Genomic DNA, 20373 nt, shown 5'->3' with positions numbered 1-20373 from the left:
CATGCGCGTTGCGTGTCAGCCGTTGCGTCATCCGCATGGAGTGGTCGGCCCTGGTCGTCCCCGCACGCGTGGCAGTTCGTTGCTGGAGATGCTGCTGGTCATCGCCCTGATCGCGATGGCCGGCGTGCTGGCCGCCGCAGCGCTCAACGGCGGGATCGACGGCATGCGCCTGCGCACCGCCGGCAAGGCGATCGCCTCGCAGCTGCGTTATACGCGCACGCAGGCGATCGCCACCGGCACGCCGCAGCGCTTTCTGATCGACCCGCAGCAGCGCCGCTGGGAAGCACCCGGCGGCCATCACGGCGATCTGCCGGCGTCGCTGGAGGTGCGTTTCACCGGCGCACGGCAGGTGCAGTCGCGGCAGGATCAGGGCGCCATCCAGTTCTTCCCCGATGGCGCCTCCACCGGCGGGCGCATCGATCTGCGCGTCAAGGACGCCACCTGGCGCGTGGACGTGGGCTGGATCACCGGCGAAGTGCGTTCCGGGCAGTTGCGGACGCCAGCGCCATGAAGCGCCAGCGCGGTTACACGCTGATCGAGGTGATCGTCGCCTTTGCGTTGCTGGCGCTGGCATTGAGCCTGTTGCTGGGATCGCTGTCCGGTGCCGCGCGTCAGGTGCGCGCGGCCGACGACAGCACGCGCGCCACCTTGCATGCGCAATCCTTGCTGGCGGCGCAGGGCATGGACAAACCGCTGGTGCCCGAGCAGCAGCAAGGCACGTTCGAGGACGGGCATTTCCGCTGGTCGATGGATGTGCGCCCGTACGACGAGCCGCGGCGCAATCCGCAGGCGCCGGTGTCCCCCGGCGCACACACGCTGCTGCAGCTGACCCTGGTGGTGCGCTGGGGCGAGCAACCCAACCAGGTGTTGCAGTGGCGCACCTTGCGGCTGGTCGCGGCGGCGCAACCGGGCAGCGCGCCATGAGTCGGCCGCGTAGTGCCGGCTTCACCTTGATCGAAGTGTTGCTGGCGACGATGTTGCTGGTGGGCGGGCTGGCATTGGCGTTTGCCACCTTGCGCTCGGCCAGCGCGGTGAGCCAGCGCGGCGAGGCGATCGCCCAGCGCAGCGAGCGCGTGCGTGCGGTGGAGGAATTCCTGCGCCGGCGATTGGCGGCGGCACTGCCGATCGCGATGGGCATCGACCCGCAGAGTCAGCAGCCGATGCTGTTCATCGGCGAGGCGCAGCGCATGCGGTTTGCCGCCGATGTGCCGGATTACCTGGGCCGCGGCGGGCCGTACCTGCACGATCTGTCGGTGGCCGGCGATGGCGAGCAGCGCACCCTGCGGATCGCATTGACCATGCTGCAATCGGGCAAGCCGATCGAGGAGGGCACCACGCTGCCGCCGGAAACACTTGCCGACGACGTGCAGCAGGTGAGCTTCCGGTATCGCGGCATGGATCCGCAGAGCGGACGCCTCAGCGCGTGGTTGCCGCAGTGGGAATGGCACGACCGTCTGCCGTTGCTGGTGCGCATCGAGATCCGTAGTGGCGGTGCCGCCTGGCCGCCGCTGGTGGTGGCCCTGCCGCAATCCAGCAACCCGGGAGCGGGGCAATGAGCGCGATGCGCGGCGCCGCCTTGGTGCTGGTGTTGTGGCTGATTGCGCTGCTCACCGCGATGATCGGTGCATTCGCGCTGACCGCGCGGGTGGAAGCGCTGCAGGGCAGCATGCTGCGCAACGGCGCGCAGGCGCAGGAATACGCGCGCTCCGGACTGGAATACGCATTGTCCCGCCTGCAGAGCACCGACACCCAGGCACGCTGGCTTGCAGACGGCCGGCGCTATCGTTGGCAGATGGACGATGCCACGGTGGAGATCCGCATCACCGACGAAAGCGGCAAGGTGGACTTGAACATGGCCGAGCCCGCGCTGCTGGCCGGCCTGGTGCGCGCGGTCGGTGCCGAACAGGGCCGCGATACGCGCATTGCCGGCGCCATCGTCGACTGGCGCGACGGCGACTCGCTGAGCCAGCCCGGGGGTGGCGCAGAAGATCGCGATTACGCCGATGCCGGATTGCCGTACGGTGCCAAGGATGGCCCGTTCGAAACGCTGGGCGAGTTGCGCCTGGTGCTGGGCATGGATGGCGAGCTGTATCGCAAGCTGTTGCCCAACCTCACCCTGTACAGCGGTCGCTCGCGTCCCGAGGCGCGCTTTGCGCCCGGGCCGGTGCTGACCGCGATGGGCCTGGATGCGCGGCAACTGCTGGCCCAGCGTGACGCGCCGCCGGGTTTGCCGGGCAGCGAGGCGACGGTCGGTGGGTCGGACACTTATAGTATCGAGAGCCGGGCGCGACTGAGTCAGGGACGCGAGGCCGTGTTGCGGGCAGTCGTCTCCACCAGTGCGTCCGCATTACCTGGGTCGGCGTATACCGTGTTGCGTTGGGAAGAGGGAGCAGCAGTGCAATGACCGCATGGCGGGATACCTTGGGTCGTATCGGCGTACGCGCCATGCCGGGCGCCGGAGGCTTCTGGCGTTGGTGGCAGCAATCGCTGCTGGCCTGGCTGCCGCAGCGCTGGCAATGGCAGTTGGGCCTGTCGCCGTCGCGGCTGTTGTTGCAGCCCGATGGGCAGGCGTTGCAGTTGCTGCGTCAGCGCGACCACAGCAGCGAGGCCATCGCCAGCCTGCCATGGCCGGTGCAGCCGCAGGAGGTCCATGCCTTGCTGCCCACCGCGCTGGAGGGCCTGCCGCGGCATTGGCTGCTGCCGGCCGCGCATGCCTTGCGTCGCCCGTTGCGCCTGCCTGCTGCGGCAGCGGCGCGCTTGCAGGACGTGGCGCGCTTCGAGATCGACCGGCAAACCCCGTTCACCGCCGACCAGGTGTACTTCGATGCGCGCGTGCTGGACGTACGCGAAGACGGCCAGCTCGATGCCGAACTGGTGGTGGTGCCGCGACGCATGATCGATGGCCCCGACGGCGTGCCCGACGCATGGACCAGCGCCTTGTCCGGCATCGATGTTGCCGACGCGCAGGGCCTGCCATTGGGTGTGAACCTGCTGCCACCGGCGCGCCGGCTGCGGCGCAGCGACCCGATGCAGCGCTGGAACCTGTTGCTCGCGGCCGCCGCACTGGTGTTGCTGGCCGTGGCCGGCTGGCTGCTGCTGGACAACCGCCGCCAGGCCGCCGACGACCTGCGTGCCAAGGTGCAGGCCAACGCCGCGCGTGCGCGCCAGGTTGCCGCCGAACGCCAGCAATTGCTGGATCTGGTCGAAGGTGCAAATTTCTTCCAGCAGCAGCGCGCCACCCGCCCGACCTCGGTGGAAATCTGGGACGAGCTGAGCCGGCGCCTGCCCGGCGGCACCTATCTGGAAAAATTCTCGGTGGAAGGCGGGCAATTGCAGTTGATCGGTCTGAGCAACGAAGCCTCTTCGCTGGTGCGGCGTCTGGAAGGCTCGCCGCTGTGGCGCACGCCCTCGCTGACCGGCGTGCTGCAGAGCGATGCCGGTCGCAACGTCGACCGCTTCACCATCACCGCCGAACTGGCCGGCCCCGATGCCAAGGAGGCGGCCGATGCCACGCAGCGTTAAGCGCGATCGCTGGATCGCTTTGGGCCTGCTGCTGCTGGTGATCGGCGTGGCCTATCTGGTGCTGGTGCACCCCTGGTTCACCCAGCCGATGATCGCCGTGCAGGACGAGCTGCAGGCGCTGCGCGAACGCGAGCTGCGCGTGCGCGTGCAGCTGCAGCAGGCGCCGGAAGTCAGCAAACGGCTACGCCAGGCGCGCCAAACCCTGGAAAGCCGCCCGGGCTTTTTGCCGGAAACCTCGGCCGAACTGGCATCGGCCGGCCTGGTGCAGCGGCTGGAACGCGCCGTGGTGGAAGCCAGCCCCGGCAACCGCAGCTGCGCGATCAGCAACCGCTCGCCGCTACAGCCGGAAAGCAAGGACCGCTTCACCCGCGTTGCGGTGCAGGTGCGCCTGCGCTGTGGCACGCCGGAGCTGGCCTCGGTGCTGTACAGCCTGGAAAACGGCACCCCGCGCCTGTTCGTGGACAATCTCAACGTGATGGCGCAGCGCTATCAACTTTCGCCCAACGAAAGCGGCAACGGCCTGGATATCGCCTTCGAACTGGCCGGCTATCTGCGCCCGGGCGCCAGCGCCGCGCCGTTGAACACCGACGCGGCGCCCGCCGCCCCCGACGCTGCGGAGGCCGGCAATGCGCCTTGACATGATCGGCCTGCGCACCTGGCTGCTGACCACCGTGGTCGGCTGGGCGCTGCTGGTATGCGTGCTGGCCGTGGCCGGGCTGGGCAAGCGCGTGGAGTTGCTGCCGGACGACCCGGCCCTGGTGCAGCGCCTGCCCACGCTGCCGGCACCGGCCCCGGAACGGCTGGGCGCATTCGAAAAATATTCGGAGATCGCCGCGCATCCGGCCTTCGCCGAAGACCGCCTGCCGCATCCGTTCTTCCTGTCCGGCAACGACGGCAGCGGTGCTGCCTCGACAGTGCGCCTGACCGGTGTGCTGCTGACGGACAACTTCAAGATGGCCACGCTGACGCTGGACCCGCAGGATTCGGTGCGTGTGCAACTGGGCGGCGAGACGGTCAAGGGCTGGCGCCTGCTCGCCCTGCAGCCGCGCAGCGCAACCATCGAGGGCCCCGGCGGCACTCAGACACTGGAGTTGCATGTGTTCAACGGCCTGGGCGGGCAGCCACCCACCGCCAATGCGGGCGCGCGCGCCGCTGCCGGCGCCATCCCGCCGTTACCCTCGCCCGATGCCGCCGCCGTTGCGCCGACGCAACCGCCGCAGACCCAGCCCGCCGCGCAGCCACAGCAGCCCGGCGGGCAGACACCGCCGACGGTGCCGCCGCAGCGCAGCGATGGCGCTCAGGAAGCCCCACGCCCCTCCGACGATCAGATGCGCGCCATCCGCGAACGTATCGAAGCCCGACGCCGCCAGCTGCAACAGCAGCGCCAGAGCGGCTCTACCCCCGGTCAGACCCAATGAGTGAACGCATGACGCAGCGCCTGTTTTCCGTGTCCCTGCTGATCGGCCTGCTGGCCGGTTGCGCCTCCACGCCGCCGCCGGAGGTGCGCCGCGACGCGCGCCTGGACCCGCAAGTCGGCGCTGCCGGCGCTACCCAGACCAGTGCCGAGCAACGCGCCGAGGGCAATGCCAGCGCCAAGCCCACCCCGGTGATCCGGCGTGGCAGCGGCACCATGATCAACCAGAGCGCCGCCGCCGCGCCGTCGCCCTCGCTGGGCATGGCCAGCAGCGGCAGCGCCACCTTCAATTTCGAAGGCGAATCGGTGCAGGCGGTGGTCAAGGCGATCCTGGGCGACATGCTCGGGCAGAACTACGTCATCGCCCCCGGCGTGCAGGGCACCGTGACCCTGGCCACGCCCAATCCGGTCTCGCCGGCGCAGGCCTTGAACCTGCTGGAAATGGTGCTGGGCTGGAACAACGCGCGCATGGTGTTCAGCGGTGGCCGTTACAACATCGTGCCGGCCGACCAGGCGTTGGCCGGCACCGTCGCGCCCAGCACCGCATCGCCGTCTGCCGCGCGCGGTTTCGAAGTGCGCGTGGTGCCGTTGAAGTTCATCTCCGCCAGCGAAATGAAGAAGGTGCTGGAGCCGTACGCGCGCCCGAACGCCATCGTCGGCACCGATCCCTCGCGCAACGTGATCACGCTGGGGGGCACCCGCGCCGAGCTGGAAAACTACCTGCGCACCGTGCAGATCTTCGACGTGGACTGGCTGTCGGGCATGTCGGTGGGCGTGTTCCCGATCCAGTCCGGCAAGGCCGAAAAGGTTTCTGCAGATCTGGAAAAGGTCTTCGGCGAACAGAGCAAGACGCCCAGCGCCGGCATGTTCCGCTTCATGCCGCTGGAGAACGCCAACGCGGTGCTGGTGATCACCCCGCAACCGCGCTACCTGGACCAGATCCAGCAGTGGCTGGACCGCATCGACAGCGCCGGCGGCGGTGTGCGGCTGTTCTCGTATGAGTTGAAGTACATCAAGGCCAAGGACTTGGCCGACCGCCTGTCGGAGGTGTTCGGCGGCCGCGGCAACAACGGCGACTCCAATGCTTCGCTGGCGCCGGGCGCGGAAACCAGCGTGCTGGGTGGGCAGCTGGGCAATCGCGACAGCAGCATGGGCGGCAGCTCGGGCATGACCGGCGGCAGCGTTGGCGAGAGTAGCGATGGCAGCTCCTCCGGCAGCAGCTTCGGCGGCAGCAGCGGCAGTGGCAGTAGTAGCGGTGGGCTGGGCAACGGCAGCCTGCAGCTGTCGCCGCGCAGCAACGGCAATGGCGCGGTGACGCTGGAGGTGGAAGGCGACAAGGTCGGCGTGTCGGCGGTGGCCGAAACCAATACCTTGCTGGTGCGTTCCACCCCGCAGGCATGGACCTCCATCCGCGACGTCATCGAAAAGCTCGACGTGATGCCGATGCAGGTGCATATCGAGGCGCAGGTGGCTGAGGTGAATTTGACGGGCGACCTCAGCTACGGCGTCAATTGGTACTTCGAAAACGCGGTGAATGCTTCGAGAGATCCAGCGACTGCATTAACGAACGCCACTGGTATTGGTGTTGGCGCTGGCCTTACCAACGCTGCGGGTCGGAACATCTGGGGGGATATTGCCGGAAGCGTGACTAGTAACGGTTTGGGATGGACATTTCTTGGAAAGAATGCGGCTGCCATCATCACTGCGTTAGATCGGGTGACAAATGTCCGATTGCTCCAAACGCCTTCGGTGTTTGTGCGAAATAATGCAGAAGCGACGCTCAACGTCGGTTCGCGAATTGCGATCAACTCAACTTCGATCAATACGGGTCTTGGTAGCGACAGTAGTTTCTCTTCTGTGCAATACATTGATACGGGCGTGATTTTGAAGGTGCGTCCGCGTGTGACCAAGGACGGGATGGTGTTTCTGGATATCGTCCAAGAAGTAAGTAGCCCCGGTGATCGGCCTGCCGCGTGTACTTCGGCGACCGCAACGGTAAACGCAGCAGCCTGTAACGTCGACATCAACACCCGCCGTGTCAAAACAGAAGCTGCTGTGCAAAGCGGCGACACGATCATGCTGGCCGGTCTGATTGATGACACAACCACGGATACGAGCGATGGCGTGCCCTTCCTGAGCAAGCTTCCTGTAGTCGGTGCGTTGTTCGGAACCAAGGGAAAGAGCAATACCCGCCGCGAAGTCATCGTGCTGATCACCCCGTCGATCGTGCGCAACCCGCAGGAAGCGCGCAATCTCACCGACGAGTACGGCCAGAAGTTCAAGGCCATGGAGCCGCTGAAGCCCAGCCAGAAGCCGCAATGAGTGCGGCACTGCCCGTCGTGCTGGTGCCGGTCGGCACCGACGACGAGGCCCTGGATGCGTGCCTGGGCGCACTGGATGCCGCCACGCCCGCTGGCACGCGGGTGTGGCTGGCCGACGACGCGCAGGCCGGCCCGCGTGGCCGCGCGGTGATCGAGCACTGGCTGGCGCGCACGCGGCTGCAGGCGCATCACACACGGCGCCAGCGCATGCTCGGCGAGGTCGCGCATCTGGACGAAATGCTCAGCGCCTGCGGCGATGCCGACGTGGTGGTGCTGGGTGTGGATGCCTGCCCGCTGCCGGGTTGGTTGAATCAACTCGATGCCTGTTTTGCGCGCGATGCGGCGATTGCCACCGCCACCCCGTGGAGCAATGTAGGCGAAGCCTGTGCCTGGCCACGCCTGGGCGAACTTAATCCACTGCCGGCCGCGCCGGAGCGACTCGCCGCTGCGTGTGCGGCGATGCCGCCGCTGCATCCGGAACTGCCATCGGCGATCGGCCACGCGGTGCTGCTGCGCGGCAGCGCACGGCGCAAGGCCGGCGGCCTGGATGCCAGCAGCTATGGCTCCTGGTATGCGGCACTGGTGGACCTGAGTCTGCGCATGGCGGGGCTGGGATGGCGCAACGTGCTGTGCGATACCGCCTTTGTCGCCTCGCCGCACGAAGGCCGCCCGGCCGATGGCGACATGGATGCCCTGGCCACGCGCTGGCCGGCCTGGCACGCACGCCTGGCCAACTTCCTGATGCACGACCCGCTACGTGCACAGCGCGATCAACTCGCGCAGCTGCTCGCCGACCTGCCGCCGCCGGATCCACAACGCAGGCTATTTGACGCGTAGAACAGCTGCCAAAGCGGCATGCTCACCGTCAGGCGGGCGCAGCCGGTGTTCGGTGGACTTGTGCAGTGCAGTTCTTGAGCGCTGTCCTATGCAACCTGACGACTGCTTGCCGTGCGGTGAGTGCAGTGGCTTTTCGGCCGTATGCTGGTAGATGCTATCGGGAGTCCAGGTCAAACGCCGAGGGGGGCGAGGGCGCGGTGCCCTCACCGCTCGCGGGACACGCCGTGAACCCGTCCCTGGGGGCTCGGTGGCGGCATCCATGCTGCCACACGGTCCCGCAATCGGCGAGGACACCGCACCGGAGAGTGAGTCGGTTGCTTTGTTGAAAACATGCACACCGACCATCTCGACTGGTCCTTGCCCGCCCACCGTCGCGGGACCTTACGCGGCATGGATGCCGCGTAAGAGCCTCCATGGACGGATTCACGGCGTGTCCCGCGATGGTGGGCGGGCAAGGGCCCTGCAGCCAGGCCGCAGTGCAATGACTGACGTGACGTCGTCTTGTTAGCCGCTCAAGAAGCCGACCGCATCGGCGCCTCGGTCCGCACCACCACTTCCAGCGCGTCGTGGCGCCAGGATTCGATATCCAGCTCCACCGCGCGGCCGTCTTCGGCGTAGCTGATCCGCTGCAGCCGGAAGCAGGGCGTGCCGGTGGTGGACTGCAGCAACAGGGCTTGCGCGGCGTCCAGCCCGGCCGGATGCATCGACACCTGCGCGCGGCTCAGGAACAGCCCGAGTTTCCGGTTGAACACGCTTGACAGCGAACCGGCCAGGTCGTGTTCCAGCAGGCCCGGCGCCCAGGCAGCCAGCACAACGTTGGTTTCCAGCAGCACCGCGCGGCGGTCGATCCAGCGCCGGCGCTGCAGCACGAAGACCTCTTCGTAGGGCGTCTGCAGCCGTAGCGCCGCCGCGTAGGCAGCGCCCGCCGCCTGGCGGGTGGCACTCAACAGTTCGGTGCGCGGTTTACGCCCCTGCGCCGCCACGTACTGCATGAAACCGGCGATGCTGGTGGGGTCGTAACGCACGCGCGGTGCGCTGACGAACCAGCCGCGCCGGTTCTCGCGGTAGATGCGTCCCTGCGCTTCCAGTTGCTGCAAGGCCTCACGCAAGGTGATGCGGGTGCAGCCGAAGCGTTCGGCAAGCTCGCGCTCGACCGGCAGGCGCTGGTCAGGACCCCATTCGCCGGCGGCGATCTGCGCGGAGACGATTTCGGTGATGGCGTGCTGGCGCGGTGCGCTCATGCGGCGATCCGCCGGTGGTGGCCGCAGCGCCTGTGCAAGACAGTTGGGTGAGAGAGGTACATGCGGCGATGGTAAAGAAGAACGCGCCCGCAAACCGCAGGTGGCTCAGGCAACGCCTGCCGGGTTCTGCTGCTGTTGGGCTTTCCAGCTACGCCATCCATACACCGCAAGCCCCACGAAACCGGCGTAGAGCAGGGCGGTGGGGTATAGCCCTTTGCTCAGGAACACGCCTACGTAAATGCAATCGAGCACGATCCAGAGCACCCAGTTGGCGATGCGTTTGCGCGCGGCCCACACGCTGGCGACCAGGCTGAAACTGGCCAGCGCCGCATCCAGCCACGGCAGCGTGGCATCGGTACGGTGATGCATGTAGGCACCGAGCGCCGCAGCGAACGCCGCGCCGATGCATAGCGATAGCCACAGTTCCGCAGCCGGCATCGGCAGCGGGCGAATCCGCGTTTCTGCAGCGGCACCGCGTTGCCAGTGCCACCATCCGTACAGCTGGGTCAGCACATAGACCCCTTGCAGCAGCATGTCCGAATACAGTTTCCACTGATAGAACAGCCAGGCATACAGCGCCACCGCCACGATGCCGACCGGCCAGCACCAGCGAATGCGCCGCGCGGTGAGCCACACGCCCAGCAGGTTGATCACGACGGCGGTGGATTCGAGCAACGACATGCAATGCCTGATGGAAAGTGGACAGCGGTGGGAGAGGTGCAAGCCGTACAAAACAGCGGTGCGGTCGGACGTGGATGCTGCGCGGTGCCCCGAATCTGCATGCGATGGAAACGCGATAGCGCTCTCACCGCTGAGTCCCTGCCTTCAACTGGTGCCTGCTGTTTTCAGCCATTGCCTCAAACACGCACAAACACGGCTGACTCGCTTCGACGTCCTTCTCCCGCCTGCGGTGGAAGGTGCCCGAAGGGCGGATGGGGGCAGCAGACCTCAAAAATCCACCTGCACCGTCAGGCGCGCCGTACGCGGCGCACCCGGGAACAGATACGCATCGCCCTGGTATTCGCCCGTATCGCGCCAGTAGCGCTTGTCGAACACGTTGTCCACGTTCAGGCGCCAGGTGGTGGCGACCCCGCCCAGTGCAGTGGCATAGCGCGCGCCCAGGTTGGCCACGGTGTAGGCCGGCACGCTGGCGTTGCCGAGCCGGTCGGCGAACTTGCGACCGCTGTATTGCAGGCCTGCCAGCAGCGCCAGGCCGTCGATGCCGGGCACGCTGTAGTCGGCCTGCAGGCTGGCACGCAGCTTGGGTACGTTGATGGCCTGATGGCCTTCGTAGTCGGCAATCCCGGTGTCTTCGGCGCGCGCGCGGATCGCCGCGATGCTGGCGAACAGGCGCAGCTGTTCGGTTGCCGCCCCGTCGGCCGATAGTTCCAGCCCACGGTTGTGCAGGCGGCCCTGTTGCACATAGCGCAAGCCTCCATCGGCCTGCGGCTGGGTGAACTGGTAGGCCTGCCGGATATCGAACAGCGCCGCGCCCAGGCGCAGGCCGTCGAAATCGAATTTTGCACCGGTTTCCAGCTGGTAGGCATTGGTCGGCGGCAGGATCTCATCGGCGTTGTCGGCAAACCACGGCGCGGTGCCGCCGGCGGCCAGGCTCTTGGCGTAGCTGGCATACAGCGACACGTTCTGTTGCGGCTTGAACAGCAGTGCGGCCTGCGGCAGCAGCGTGTCCTTGCGTGTGCGGCGCTCCAGGACGCCATCGCGATCGAAGCTGCGCTCGTCCAGGCGCACATAGCGCGCGCCCAGCGACAGCTCCCACCGCGGCCCCAGTCCGATCCGGTCGGCGACCACCAGGGCGCGTTGACGGCTGTCCAGGCGGCGCTGTTTCGGGTCCAGGGCTACGTCGGTTTGTGCAAACACCTCCGGGTCGCGGTCGATGCTGCCGCTGCCGACGAATTCGTTGACCGAGCCGAAACGATCGATGGTGCGGCGCAGCCAGTCGCCGCCGATGCTCAGGTGATGATCCAGTGCGCCGGTGAGCACGCGGCCTTCCAGCGTGGCGCGCAGTTGATCGTGCACGCGGGTGTCGTCGGGGTTGCGGTAGTCGTAGACGTCGTACTCGCCTTGCGCGCTGAAAAAGTTCGGTGTGGTGATATCGGCGCAACTGGCCGCGCCGTAACAGCCCCAGGCGAACGCGGAGAAATCGTTGATCACCGAGCGGCTGCGCGCCGCTTCGGCAGTGGCGCGCCAGTCGTCGTTGAACTGGTAGGCGTAACGCAGTTGCGCATTGAGCGCATCCATCTCCACCGGCCGCGACCACGGCTGGTAGCCGAGCAGGCGATGCACATCGATGGCGCGCGGCACCTGGGTGCCGCCCAGCAGTTGATAACCCGGCACCGAGCGTTGCTGGCGATGCTGGTATTCCACGTCCAGCTGCAGCAGCGATTGCGGGGTGATCTTCCAGTCGCCGGCCAGCGAGAGGAAATTGCGGTAGCCGTCGGCGTGGTCGACATAGCTGTCGATGTCTTCGCGTGCGGCATTGACGCGCAGGCCCAGGCTGCGTTCAGCGCCGAACCAGTCGCCCAGGTCGGCGGCGACATAGCGCGAACCTTGTTCGTCGGTCCCCAGGGTCACGCTACGCACGTGCTCGGGCCGCTTGGTGCGGTAGTCGATCAACCCGGCCGGTTCGTTGACACCCGATTGCAGCCCGGCCAGACCCTTGAGGAGTTGCACCTGCTGCTTGTTTTCCAGCGCGATGGATTGCTCGCCTACTGCGCTCAGGCCGTTGATGCGGTAGCTGTTGGCGGCGTTGAGCGAATAGCCGCGCACGACGAAATTTTCGTAGTAGCCGATCGGTGCATAGGCCTCGCCCGTGGAGGCATCGGCACGCAATACCTCGCTGAGCACGCGTGCCTGACGGTCGAGCACTTGCTGGCGATCGATCACCGCGATTGAGGCCGGGGCATCCAGCAGCCGCGTGGCGCCGAAGCCGGTCAACGCGGTGCTGGCCTCGGCGCGTTCGCCACGCACGTTGACCGCATCCAGTTCCACCGCCTCGGCGCCGGGGTCTTGCTGCGCGAGTGCAGGCGTGGCCACGCACAGCGCGAGTGCAAGCGCGAGCGGGCGGCGGTGGGGCAGGGAGACGGGCAGGTACATGCGCAGGACTCGAAAAGGAGAATAAAGAGCGCTCATGGCAACCGGCGCGCGCGCGCGTGCAGGTGGTCGAGCAGACGCTGGCCATCGGCACTGGCAAACCAGTCCGCATGGCCGAGCAGGTAGCGGTGATAGGCGATGTCGGCGTTGTCGGCCGAGCGGGTGATGCCTGCGAAGTAGTCGATCTCGCTCAGGGCGAAGTCGGCATGCACGATCGGCAGCAAGGCGACCAGCTGCCGCAGCTGCGCCGCGCCCAGCGTGCAGTGCCGGCTGTAGCCGTCCAGCAAGGCGTCGAGTTGCTCCAGCTGTGGCTGCGCACGTTGCCCTGCGTCCAGGTTCAACCATGGGATCAGGTTGCGTTCGATCGCCGTGGCCAGGTCGAACATCGCAAAGTTGCGGTCGCACAGGCCGAAGTCGAACACCGCGCCGACCTCGGTGTCGCCATCGTCGTGCGTGCGCCACAGCAGGTTGGAGGCATGCCAGTCGCCGTGCGTCCACAGCGGCGGCAATGCGCCGGGCACCGACAATACCGGCCATGCCCGGGCGTGCCAGGGCAGCAGATGGTCGGCCAGGTCGCGGCGCCAGGGCCGGCCCTGGAAATCGGCGGCCAGGCCGGGGCGCGACAGCAATGCCTGTTCCACCGCCCGCAGCGGGTCGGCCTGCGCGAACAGCGCCAGGTTGGCGACCAGGACGCTGCTTCGACGTGGCGGCGCATCGAATCCCTGCGCTGCCAGATGCAGGCGTGCCAGCGCGGCGCCTGCGGCCAACGCATGCGCCGTGCTGGTAAAGGGCGTCCACGACAAGGCGTCCCGATACAGGTCATGGCCGAGGCCTGCGCGCTGTACTTCATAGACCCAGTGCGCATCGGCCAGGGCGGTGTGGCCCGCGGCATCGTGCAGCACCTCGACCACCGGCGCGCCGGCCCAGCGCAGGTGCGCCATGAAGCCATGTTCTTGGCGCAAGTCGGCGATGCTGCGCACGCTGCGGTGATGCCGCTTGACGATGAGTGTGCCGGTGGCGGTGTCCACGCAGGCGGCAGCGGAAAACGGGCGTGCGCTATGCCAGCGAATCCGTGCGCCATCGCCGGCAGCGCAAACGTGCTGCAGCACGCGATGGATTTCCTCGGCGGTCAACACCGGCCAGTCCGGCAGTGCCAACTCCAGGCTCATGCCGTGCACCTGATGCGAGGTGCTCATGCGCGCAGCTCCGGTGCGGCGCACGCCAGTGGTATAGACCAGCCGATTGATGCCGTTGTAGCGGACCCGGCGCGCGCACCGGCGATAACACGGACGGCGCTGCCGGGCCGTCGTTGCAGTGCGCGCGCCATCAGGCGGTTGCGCTGCAGGGAATGAAAAGGCAGCGCAACACCGAAAGGTCGCTGGCCGTCATCTCGACACTGAAGAATGTGGGGTGCGCCGTGGGCGGCGCCTGCAGAAGACCGCCGGGCGGCTCCGGGCGCGCAGTATGCCTGCTGGCGCTGCCAGCCGTCATGTGCGGGCCGGCATCGGCGTGATGGCGTTGCGCGGCCCCGGCACCGGATAATGGACCGATGACTCCTGTCCAGATCGCCGCCGTCGTCGTCACCTACCAGAGCAGCAGCACCATCGATGCGTGCTTGTCGCGGCTGCGCGTGGCCGAGGGCATCAGCGAGATCCGGGTGGTCGACAACGCTTCCAGCGACGACACCCTGGAAGTCGTGCAGCGGCATGCCTTGGCCGATGCGCGCCTGCACTTCATCGCCAACCCGGACAACCCCGGCTTTGCGACGGCCTGCAACCAGGGCGCGCGCGACTCGCAGGCGCCGTGGCTGGTGTTCATCAATCCGGACCTGATGGTCGAGCGCGACACATTGGCGCAGCTGTGCGCACGCGCGGCGGGGCATGCGGCAGTGTTGTTGGGCGTGGAGCAGGTGGACGAGCAGGGGCAGCCGGATGCGGCAGTGCGCCGCCGCGATCCGGATTTTGCCGCGATGCTGCGTGCACCGCGCGCTGCCGCGCAGCTGGCGGTGCCGGCCGATCCTTCTGCGACGTTGCAGGTGGTGGACGCCATCTCCGGCGCCTTGATGCTGATGCAGCGCAGCCTGTTCGACCGGCTCGACGGCTGGGACGGTGCCTACCGCCTGCATGCCGAAGACCTGGACCTGTGCCGGCGGGCGCGTCAGGCCGGCGCGCTGGTGGCGGTGGCCAACGATCTGCAGGTCGTGCACGTGCGTGGCGTGTCCAGCCGGTCGCGGCCGTTCTTCGTGGAGTGGCACAAACACCGCGGGCTGTGGCGCTATTTCCGCAAGTTCGAGGCGGGCCGGCGCGGGCCGGTCACCCGGCTTGGCGTATGGCTGGCGATCTGGACCCATGCCGCTGCCCAGGTGCCGAAATTGTTGCGAAAGAGATGAGTTCGCTAGCGTTAAATTTGTGATAAATCAGTGATGGGTGGCGGGGCGTAACTGTGATACGTTTCGCTTCGAAGTGTGATCAATCACTAGCTTCCTGTCCCTTCCGGGTCCCCCATCAGGAATCGTGCAAATGTCCTTACAGAACGACCCGCAATTGCGGGTACGTCAGCCGTGCGCCGCTGCGCTGCAGTCCCGTCCGGTTGTCTCGCCTCCTTCTCTTGCATCCAGCACCCGCCGCGTGCCGGCAGCCGCGCTATCGGCGCTTGCGCTGAGCTGTGTGATGGCCGCCTTGCCAGGCACCGCCGTGGCCGGTGCCTGGACCCAGCCGCAGGGCGACACCCTGGTGATCGTCAAGGCGCTGCATAGCGATGGCCGCGGCTGGTTCGACGACAGCCATCACCGCACGACGTTTGGCGACGGCCAACAATTCGACGGAAACGGGCGTAGCCGCCAGGACCAGTTGAATGTCTACGTCGAGCATGGGCTGACCGACAAGCTGAGCTTCATCGGCAATTTCTATTTCACCGAAGTGGGTTTCAGCAATTACGGCGGTGATGGCCGGACCCGCACCAGCACGACCGGTCTTGCCGATCAGGAAGTTGGCTTGCGCTATGCGCTGCCAAGCGCGCAAGAGGACGTCTGGCGCAGCTCGGTGCAGGCATTGGTCAGCATTCCGGCTTATGGCCGCAGCAAGACCTACCATCCGAACAATCCCAGTGCGAATACCGATCCTGCGCTGGGCCTGGGCGACTATGGCCTAGAGCTGCGTTACAGCCGTGGGCGTGGTTACACGCTGGGCGGGCGCAACGGCTACGTTGATCTGGGGGGTGCAGTACGCTTGCGCGGCAGTGCGGCCTCCGACGAACTGCGCGTGGACGCCTCCAGCGGCCTGAGCCTGACCCCGAGCTGGTTGCTGCTTGGCGAAGTCAACGTGATCCAGGGTCTGGGCAACGGGCGCAACAATTTTGACGTCCCAGGCTCTGCTGGGGGCGTCGGCTTCGTTGCCACCGGCACCAACTACGACCTCACGAAGTTGCAGTTGTCCACGCTGTACACCGCGCCGGGCGGCAGCCAGTGGCAGGTGGGGTATCAGCAGCCAGTGATGGGCCGCAACACCGCTGCTGCAGGTGGGCCATTCGTGGCTGCCTGGTGGCGGTTCTAAGGACGCCACGACAATGACGGTCACCTGCGAAATGGACGCGCTGGGACGGGCACCGGACATCGGCCGCGAACGCGGTCTGTTGGGCCGCGCGCTGGTCACGGCAGGCGTCATCACCGACGAACAACTGCGCTCGGCGCTGGCATTGCAGCAACGCTGGAACTCGCGCCTGGGCGATGTGATCCTGGCCCAGCGCGGCGTGCCGGCGCAGCGGTTCTACGCCATCGTCGCCGCGCACTTCGGCCTGGAGTTCGTCGACCTGGTGCAGCAGCCGCCGGATCCGGAACTGCTCACCCCCGGCGATCTGGAAAGTTATGCGCAGCGTCTGCTGCTGCCGTGGCGCCGCGAAGACGGCGTGCTGGTGCTGGCCGTGGCCGACCCCGACCCGGCGGTGTTCGCCTGGGCGCGTGCGCACTATGGCGAAGACGTGCGGTTTGTCGGCACCGCCAAGTTCGACATCATCTGGAGCCTGCAGCGCTACGCCGACGAACAGCTCACCGACAACGCGCTGAACCTGCTCGCATCGCATGCGCCGACCTACTCGGCGCGCCAGGTGGTGACACGCGGGCAGAAGCTCACGCTGTGGGCAATTGCCGCGGTGCTGGTGATCGCGATGGTGCTGTTCCCGGTGCCGGCCCTGATCACCGTCAACGTGCTGGTGGCGCTGGGCTTTCTGGCGACCTTCGGCCTGAAGCTGTTGCTGGTGTGGTTCGGCTCGCGCCACCGCATCGACATCAAGGTCACCGAGGACGAAGTGGCCGCACTGCGCGATGACGACCTGCCGGTCTATACCGTGCTGGTGCCGATGTACAAGGAGCCGGAAGTCCTGCCGATCCTGGCCAATGCGCTACGCAAGCTGGATTACCCGATCAGCAAGCTCGACGTGAAGCTGGTACTGGAAGCGGACGATTTCGACACCATCGAGGCCGCCAAGAAACTCGGCCTGGAAGCGTTCTTCGAAATCATCCGGGTGCCGCCGTCGCAGCCCAAGACCAAGCCCAAGGCCTGCAACTACGCGCTGCATTTTGCGCGCGGCGAACTGCTCACCATCTACGACGCCGAAGACAAGCCCGAGCCGGATCAGCTCAAGCGCGTGGTGGCGGCATTCCGCAAGGCGGACAAGGATGTGGTGTGCATCCAGGCGCGCCTGAACTACTACAACGCCGACGAAAACTGGCTGACGCGGATGTTCACGCTGGAGTACACGCTCTGGTTCGATTTCTACCTGCCGGCGCTGGAATACCTGCGCATCCCGATTCCGTTGGGCGGCACCTCCAACCATTTCCGTCTGGATGTGTTGCGCCAGGTGCGCGCGTGGGACCCGTACAACGTCACCGAAGACGCCGATCTGGGCGTGCGGCTGATCCAGAACGGCTACCGCGTCAACGTGGTCAATTCCACCACGTTCGAAGAAGCCAACGTCAGCATTCCCAACTGGATCCGGCAGCGTTCGCGCTGGCTCAAGGGCTATATGCAGACCTGGCTGGTGCACATGCGCGACCCGATGCATCTGTATCGCAGCACCGGGTTCAAGGGCTTCTGGGGCTTTCAGTTCTTCATCGGCGGCGGCTTCTTCACCGCGTTGGGCGTGCCGGTGCTGTGGGCGCTGTACGTGGTCTGGGCAGTCACCGGGACAAGCGCGTTCGAACGGTTCTTCCCGCCGTGGCTGGCCACCATTTCGCTGGTCAATCTGTTGTTGGCCAATGCGTTCTTCATCTACATCACGCTGGTGGCCGCGTTCAAACGCGACTACTTCAAGCTGGCGCCCTATGCGCTGACCGTGCCGTTGTACTGGGCGCTGCAGTCGATCGCCGCCTACAAGGGCCTCTGGCAGCTGATCCACAATCCGTTCTATTGGGAGAAGACCACTCATGGCATCAGCAAGCATTCGGAAAACGAGCGCCGCGCCGCACTCGAAGAGTGAGTCGGCAGTTCCGCGCCGGCACAGCGGGCTGCCGGCGTTTCTGGTCGCCGTGGTGGCGCTGTCGCTGCTGAGTCAGCCGTTGCTGCTGCAGTCGGCCGGCTCCGCCGCACCGGCCATCGCACCAGCAGCCGGCTTGCCGGCAACCGGCGTGTTGGCGTGGGCGATCAATCTGGGGCTGGACAGCTGGAATCTGCCGTTCCAGGTCTGGCCGTTCCTGGCGGTCGCCGCCAACGCGCTGTTCCTGTCGCTGCTGTGGCGCGATCTGGCCGGCGTGTTCGGACGTGGCTGGGCCAGTGGGCTGACGGTGCTGGTGGGCTGCAATCCGCTGTTCCTGCTGCCGATCGCCGCAGGCGGAAGCCAGGCGCTGGGCCTGCTGGCGTTCTACGGCCTGTGCCGCACCTTGCGCCGCCTGCAGACACCGGTGGAGGCCTTCACCTATCTGCGTATCGCCGGCTGGTTGTGCATCCTGCTGTGCCTGGATCTGCAGACCCTGGCGCTGTCGACGATGGTGGCGCCGTGGCTGCTGCTGGTGATGCCGCCGCAGATGCTGCGCAAGGCGCCGGGCTCGTTCTACCTGGTGTGCTACCTGCCGTTCGCGTTTCTGGTCGGCATGTGGGCCTACGTCAACCTGACCGTGTTCAACGCACCATGGCCGACGCTGTCCAGCATCGGGCAGGGCGCGCATCCGCTGCCGCTGCCGTTGGCCGAGCATGCGCAAGACTGGTTGCCGGCGGTGCGCTGGGGCGTGGCGGCGGTAGTCTGCTTCCCGGTCCTGGCCTTGCTGGCCCGCAGCCGCAGCAGCGCGCTCACGCGCGGCGTGGTGGCCAGTGCCGGCACCGTCCTCTGTGCGGCGGCGTTGTCGTTCGCCTTCGGCTGGGCCGGGTTCGACGCCTTGCTGCTACTGTGGGTGCCGGCCGCGTTGCTGCTGCGCGCACTGCATGCCGATCAGCGCACCCAGGCCGCCGGCCTGCTGTTGCTGGGCCTGATCGGGGCGGCCTGGGTACAGCCGCAGGGCTGGGGCAGCTGGATGCGTGCGGCGCCTGCCGATGCGCAATCCCTGCTGCAGGGCGAGGCGGTGGTGATGACCGCGCCGGTGTCGTTGCCGACCAGTGGCCCGGCGACGCCGGCAGCGGACGCGGCGCAGTTGCCGCCCACCGCGGCGACCGCCGTGGGCGATGCCGTGGCCACGCAGGGTGCTGCCGGCGCCAGTGCGCCCGCTGCGGCTGCCACTGCGGCGATGGTGCAGCCGGGCAAGAACACCGCGGCCATTGGTGCAATGGACTGTGCGCGGAGCACCGCAGCGTCCACCACCGAGGCATCTGCCACATGTTCAAACGCGTTCTGAGCACCGCGTTGCTGGTCGGGGCGTGCATGCTGGCCAACGGCTGCAATGCGGATGCATCGACGTGGATGGGCGCCAACGTCAAGGTCTCGGCCAATGCGCCGTGGCAAAGCGAGGCTGCGGGGCAGTCGCTGGATGCGCTGGCCAAGACCGGCGCCAGCAAGGCGCTGCTGGTGGCGTTTGTGTGGCAGGCCAGCCCGCAGTCGAACGACCCGGTATTGGGCAGCGACAGCAGCGTGGAGGACATGCGCGCCGCGTTGCGGCAGAGCCACCACGCCGGTCTGCAGGCCACGCTCAAGGTGCACGTGTGGATTCCCGGGCATTGGGCCGGCGACACCGCGCCCACCGATCAGGCAGCCTGGTTTGCCGCGTATCAGAACGCGTTGCTGCCATTGGCCAGGCTGGCCGAAGACGAGCACGCCGAAGCACTGGTGATCGGCACCGAACTGCGCAAGCTGCAGGACGCGCCGCAGTGGCCGGGCCTGGTGGCGGAGGTGCGCAAGGTCTACCGCGGCAAGCTGCTGTACGTGGCCGACGGCATGGAGCATGCCGAAAGCTTCCGCTACTGGTCGTTGTTCGATGCGGTGGGCACCAGCCTGTATCCGCGCCTGTCCGAAGCGGCCGCCGCCCGCACGGCCGAGATGAACGCCGCTGCGCAGCGCCTGCAGCAACTGGGCCAACGTGTGGGCAAGCCGGTGTGGGTGGCGGAGCTGGGCCTGCGGTCTGCACGCGGCAGCCTGGCCGCACCCTGGGAAAGCCCGGAACAACGCGCTGCCGCCGTCGATACCCGCCTGCAACTGCAGGTGTTGCAGCAGTGGCGCAAGGTGTTGCAGGCGCACGGCGTGGAAGGCATCGCGCTGTGGTGCTGGTACACCGATCCCAAGGCCGGCGGGCCGGGCGACAGCGACTTCACCGTGCAGGGCAAACCGGCGCAGCAGGTGCTGGCGCGCTGAGCGATGGCGCTGGGCGTCGTCCAGCGCCATCGCCCAGCGCCATTGCCGGGGTATCGCCAAGGTAATGGTCCGGCGCACCGCCACCAGCTCGCGCGCCGCCGTCCCCGCGCATCGACCGGCTTGCACGCAGCACGCCCGCCGCTGCGGGCATAATCCGGCG

At 67.2% G+C, this 20373-nt stretch carries 19 protein-coding genes; 14 read left to right on the top strand and 5 right to left on the bottom strand.

The features are described 5' to 3' along the window. Nucleotide 1 precedes the first annotated feature (1 nt). The 7 genes from H7A87_RS16355 to xpsN are packed head-to-tail and all read left to right on the top strand — an operon-like array spanning nucleotide 2 to nucleotide 4940. Nucleotides 2-511: a GspH/FimT family pseudopilin gene (locus tag H7A87_RS16355; protein ID WP_104649412.1), complete on the top strand. Its 510-nt coding sequence runs from the start codon at nucleotides 2-4 to the stop codon at nucleotides 509-511. Further along, nucleotides 508-924 carry a prepilin-type N-terminal cleavage/methylation domain-containing protein gene (locus tag H7A87_RS16350; RefSeq protein ID WP_115050127.1) on the top strand — a complete coding sequence of 139 codons (417 nt, stop codon included), beginning with the start codon at nucleotides 508-510 and terminating at the stop codon, nucleotides 922-924. The genes H7A87_RS16355 and H7A87_RS16350 overlap by 4 nt, the downstream gene beginning before the upstream one ends. Further along, complete coding sequence (locus H7A87_RS16345) at nucleotides 921-1556, top strand: type II secretion system protein J (protein WP_104585580.1); 636 nt, start codon at nucleotides 921-923, stop codon at nucleotides 1554-1556. The genes H7A87_RS16350 and H7A87_RS16345 overlap by 4 nt, the downstream gene beginning before the upstream one ends. Then, entirely contained in the window at nucleotides 1553-2404 is an 852-nt protein-coding gene (locus tag H7A87_RS16340) for a type II secretion system protein GspK (protein ID WP_104649414.1), read from the top strand. Before H7A87_RS16345 ends, H7A87_RS16340 begins: the two co-directional genes overlap by 4 nt. Further along, a complete protein-coding gene (locus tag H7A87_RS16335) occupies nucleotides 2401-3522 on the top strand; it encodes a PilN domain-containing protein (RefSeq protein ID WP_119127322.1) in 1122 nt (373 codons plus the stop codon). The genes H7A87_RS16340 and H7A87_RS16335 overlap by 4 nt, the downstream gene beginning before the upstream one ends. Further along, nucleotides 3506-4159, top strand: a complete 654-nt coding sequence (gspM, locus tag H7A87_RS16330) for a type II secretion system protein GspM (protein ID WP_104649416.1) — start codon at nucleotides 3506-3508, stop codon at nucleotides 4157-4159. Before H7A87_RS16335 ends, gspM begins: the two co-directional genes overlap by 17 nt. Further along, a complete protein-coding gene (gene xpsN, locus H7A87_RS16325) occupies nucleotides 4149-4940 on the top strand; it encodes a type II secretion system protein XpsN (RefSeq protein WP_119127324.1) in 792 nt (263 codons plus the stop codon). The genes gspM and xpsN overlap by 11 nt, the downstream gene beginning before the upstream one ends. Here the strand turns inward: xpsN and H7A87_RS20870 are convergent. Beyond that, a complete protein-coding gene (locus H7A87_RS20870) occupies nucleotides 4918-5259 on the bottom strand; it encodes a hypothetical protein (RefSeq protein WP_232087868.1) in 342 nt (113 codons plus the stop codon). The genes xpsN and H7A87_RS20870 overlap by 23 nt on opposite strands. On the opposite strand from H7A87_RS20870, the gene gspD reads away from it, so the two are divergent. Together gspD and H7A87_RS16315 are read left to right on the top strand one after the other, a co-directional pair. Beyond that, entirely contained in the window at nucleotides 5252-7258 is a 2007-nt protein-coding gene (gene gspD, locus H7A87_RS16320) for a type II secretion system secretin GspD (RefSeq protein ID WP_232087867.1), read from the top strand. The genes H7A87_RS20870 and gspD overlap by 8 nt on opposite strands. Then, nucleotides 7255-8094 (top strand): glycosyltransferase, encoded by an 840-nt coding sequence (locus H7A87_RS16315; protein WP_119127328.1) that lies wholly within the window; start codon nucleotides 7255-7257, stop codon nucleotides 8092-8094. Before gspD ends, H7A87_RS16315 begins: the two co-directional genes overlap by 4 nt. Before the next feature lie 512 nt (nucleotides 8095-8606). Here the strand turns inward: H7A87_RS16315 and H7A87_RS16310 are convergent. The 4 genes from H7A87_RS16310 to H7A87_RS16295 form a co-directional block, all read right to left on the bottom strand. Further along, nucleotides 8607-9335, bottom strand: coding sequence for a UTRA domain-containing protein (locus H7A87_RS16310; RefSeq protein WP_104649420.1), 729 nt, complete (start codon nucleotides 9333-9335; stop codon nucleotides 8607-8609). A gap of 105 nt (nucleotides 9336-9440) precedes the next feature. Further along, nucleotides 9441-10016, bottom strand: coding sequence for a nicotinamide riboside transporter PnuC (pnuC, locus tag H7A87_RS16305; protein ID WP_104598297.1), 576 nt, complete (start codon nucleotides 10014-10016; stop codon nucleotides 9441-9443). Nucleotides 10017-10283: 267 nt separating this feature from the next. Then, nucleotides 10284-12449, bottom strand: a complete 2166-nt coding sequence (locus H7A87_RS16300; protein ID WP_119127330.1) for a TonB-dependent receptor — start codon at nucleotides 12447-12449, stop codon at nucleotides 10284-10286. 32 nt (nucleotides 12450-12481) lie between these two features. Further along, entirely contained in the window at nucleotides 12482-13642 is a 1161-nt protein-coding gene (locus tag H7A87_RS16295; protein ID WP_119127332.1) for a phosphotransferase, read from the bottom strand. 353 nt (nucleotides 13643-13995) lie between these two features. Here H7A87_RS16295 and H7A87_RS16290 point away from each other — a divergent pair, with 353 nt between their 5' ends. The 5 genes from H7A87_RS16290 to H7A87_RS16270 all read left to right on the top strand — a co-directional run bounded on the left by H7A87_RS16290 (nucleotide 13996) and on the right by H7A87_RS16270 (nucleotide 20213). Further along, nucleotides 13996-14835 (top strand): glycosyltransferase family 2 protein, encoded by an 840-nt coding sequence (locus tag H7A87_RS16290; RefSeq protein ID WP_104649423.1) that lies wholly within the window; start codon nucleotides 13996-13998, stop codon nucleotides 14833-14835. A 130-nt stretch (nucleotides 14836-14965) separates the two neighbouring features. After that, complete coding sequence (locus H7A87_RS16285; RefSeq protein ID WP_180496769.1) at nucleotides 14966-15997, top strand: hypothetical protein; 1032 nt, start codon at nucleotides 14966-14968, stop codon at nucleotides 15995-15997. Between the two features lie 13 nt (nucleotides 15998-16010). Beyond that, on the top strand, nucleotides 16011-17918 hold the full coding sequence (locus H7A87_RS16280) for a glycosyltransferase family 2 protein (RefSeq protein ID WP_119127336.1): 1908 nt from the start codon (nucleotides 16011-16013) through the stop codon (nucleotides 17916-17918). Nucleotides 17919-17967: 49 nt separating this feature from the next. Continuing rightward, nucleotides 17968-19263 (top strand): hypothetical protein, encoded by a 1296-nt coding sequence (locus H7A87_RS16275; RefSeq protein ID WP_164739837.1) that lies wholly within the window; start codon nucleotides 17968-17970, stop codon nucleotides 19261-19263. Then, nucleotides 19245-20213, top strand: a complete 969-nt coding sequence (locus tag H7A87_RS16270) for a glycosidase-like protein (protein WP_119127340.1) — start codon at nucleotides 19245-19247, stop codon at nucleotides 20211-20213. Before H7A87_RS16275 ends, H7A87_RS16270 begins: the two co-directional genes overlap by 19 nt. The last annotated feature ends 160 nt before the right edge of the window (nucleotides 20214-20373 follow it).

Origin of the sequence: Xanthomonas sp. CPBF 426, from assembly GCF_903989465.1 — a bacterium.
Lineage (GTDB): Bacteria > Pseudomonadota > Gammaproteobacteria > Xanthomonadales > Xanthomonadaceae > Xanthomonas > Xanthomonas euroxanthea.
Note: the sequence above shows the minus strand (reverse complement) of the source record. Positions and strands in the feature narration are given on the sequence as shown.

Excerpts from the sequence above, each read along its gene's own strand:
- H7A87_RS16315 (WP_119127328.1), top strand. The coding sequence starts at position 7,255 with ATGAGTGCGGCACTGCCCGTCGTGCTGGTGCCGGTCGGCACCGACGAC.
- gspM (WP_104649416.1), top strand. The coding sequence starts at position 3,506 with ATGCCACGCAGCGTTAAGCGCGATCGCTGGATCGCTTTGGGCCTGCTG.
- H7A87_RS16350 (WP_115050127.1), top strand. The coding sequence starts at position 508 with ATGAAGCGCCAGCGCGGTTACACGCTGATCGAGGTGATCGTCGCCTTT.
- H7A87_RS16345 (WP_104585580.1), top strand. The coding sequence starts at position 921 with ATGAGTCGGCCGCGTAGTGCCGGCTTCACCTTGATCGAAGTGTTGCTG.
- H7A87_RS16340 (WP_104649414.1), top strand. The coding sequence starts at position 1,553 with ATGAGCGCGATGCGCGGCGCCGCCTTGGTGCTGGTGTTGTGGCTGATT.
- H7A87_RS16355 (WP_104649412.1), top strand. The coding sequence starts at position 2 with ATGCGCGTTGCGTGTCAGCCGTTGCGTCATCCGCATGGAGTGGTCGGC.
- H7A87_RS16335 (WP_119127322.1), top strand. The coding sequence starts at position 2,401 with ATGACCGCATGGCGGGATACCTTGGGTCGTATCGGCGTACGCGCCATG.
- pnuC (WP_104598297.1), bottom strand. The coding sequence starts at position 10,016 with ATGTCGTTGCTCGAATCCACCGCCGTCGTGATCAACCTGCTGGGCGTG.
- H7A87_RS16285 (WP_180496769.1), top strand. The coding sequence starts at position 14,966 with ATGTCCTTACAGAACGACCCGCAATTGCGGGTACGTCAGCCGTGCGCC.
- H7A87_RS16295 (WP_119127332.1), bottom strand. The coding sequence starts at position 13,642 with ATGAGCACCTCGCATCAGGTGCACGGCATGAGCCTGGAGTTGGCACTG.
- H7A87_RS16270 (WP_119127340.1), top strand. The coding sequence starts at position 19,245 with ATGTTCAAACGCGTTCTGAGCACCGCGTTGCTGGTCGGGGCGTGCATG.
- H7A87_RS16290 (WP_104649423.1), top strand. The coding sequence starts at position 13,996 with ATGACTCCTGTCCAGATCGCCGCCGTCGTCGTCACCTACCAGAGCAGC.
- H7A87_RS16300 (WP_119127330.1), bottom strand. The coding sequence starts at position 12,449 with ATGTACCTGCCCGTCTCCCTGCCCCACCGCCGCCCGCTCGCGCTTGCA.
- H7A87_RS16310 (WP_104649420.1), bottom strand. The coding sequence starts at position 9,335 with ATGAGCGCACCGCGCCAGCACGCCATCACCGAAATCGTCTCCGCGCAG.
- H7A87_RS16280 (WP_119127336.1), top strand. The coding sequence starts at position 16,011 with ATGACGGTCACCTGCGAAATGGACGCGCTGGGACGGGCACCGGACATC.
- xpsN (WP_119127324.1), top strand. The coding sequence starts at position 4,149 with ATGCGCCTTGACATGATCGGCCTGCGCACCTGGCTGCTGACCACCGTG.